1 pseudogene is annotated in these 793 nt (G+C 73.0%); it reads right to left on the reverse strand.

What is annotated here, in order from left to right:
• A pseudogene (locus tag AC13HU_RS37825) lies at positions 1 to 793 on the reverse strand (hypothetical protein); the annotation flags it as partial.

Consider the following 793-nt stretch of genomic DNA (forward strand, 5'->3'; position numbering starts at 1 on the left):
GCCTATGCTCCCCACGGTGCTCGAACCGCTGGTGCCGCTCGCTCCGGCCGTGCTGCCGGTGTCCCCGGCGGAGCCGGAGTTGTCGGAGCCCGCCGGGTCACCGTGGGCTTCGAGGGAGAGCGGGGTCTTCGCGTTGAAGTAGCGGACCGTGCAGGGTGTCGCCTGGTCGCACTTGGTGGTGGTGCCATCGGCGGCGACATCGACGTAGCCGTGACGGCGGCCTTCCGTGTCGGGGGTGACGCTCACCTTGACGGTGGCGAAGGCGCGGCCGGTGAGGCGGGCGGTACTCTTGCCGTCCTTGCCGTAGCTGACCGTGAGGGTGTCGGCGCTGTTGCCGAGCGCGGTGGGCGCGAACCGCACGATCACGCTGCAACTGGTGCCCGCCGCCAGCCCTTTGGCCTGGGCCGGGCCGCCGCCCGCCTCGTCGTCGAGGAAGCCGGGCGAGAGGACCTCACCGGTGGCGCACGAGCCCGTCGTGATGGCGAAGTCGGAGCGGTCGGACAGGGTGATCGCGTCCAGGGCGACCGGTCTGCCGTTGGGGTTGGTGATGGTCAATTTGGTGACCGGGGCGGCGCCGCCGGGGCTCGCGTGCACGTCGCCGTAGTCCCCGGTGCCCTTGATCGTGAGGGGTTTCAGCGCGGCGCCGGGGTCGGCCGGTCCGTCGGCCGCGGTGGGGACGGTGCCGCCAGGGGCGTCCTGGTCCGTGGTGCCGCCGTCGATCCCTTGGGGGCTGGACAGGCCGCCCGATGCCGCCGAACCGCCCTTGGCCCCGGCCGCCGAGGCACTATGGTGC

It is taken from the genome of Streptomyces sp. NH27, assembly GCF_056859195.1.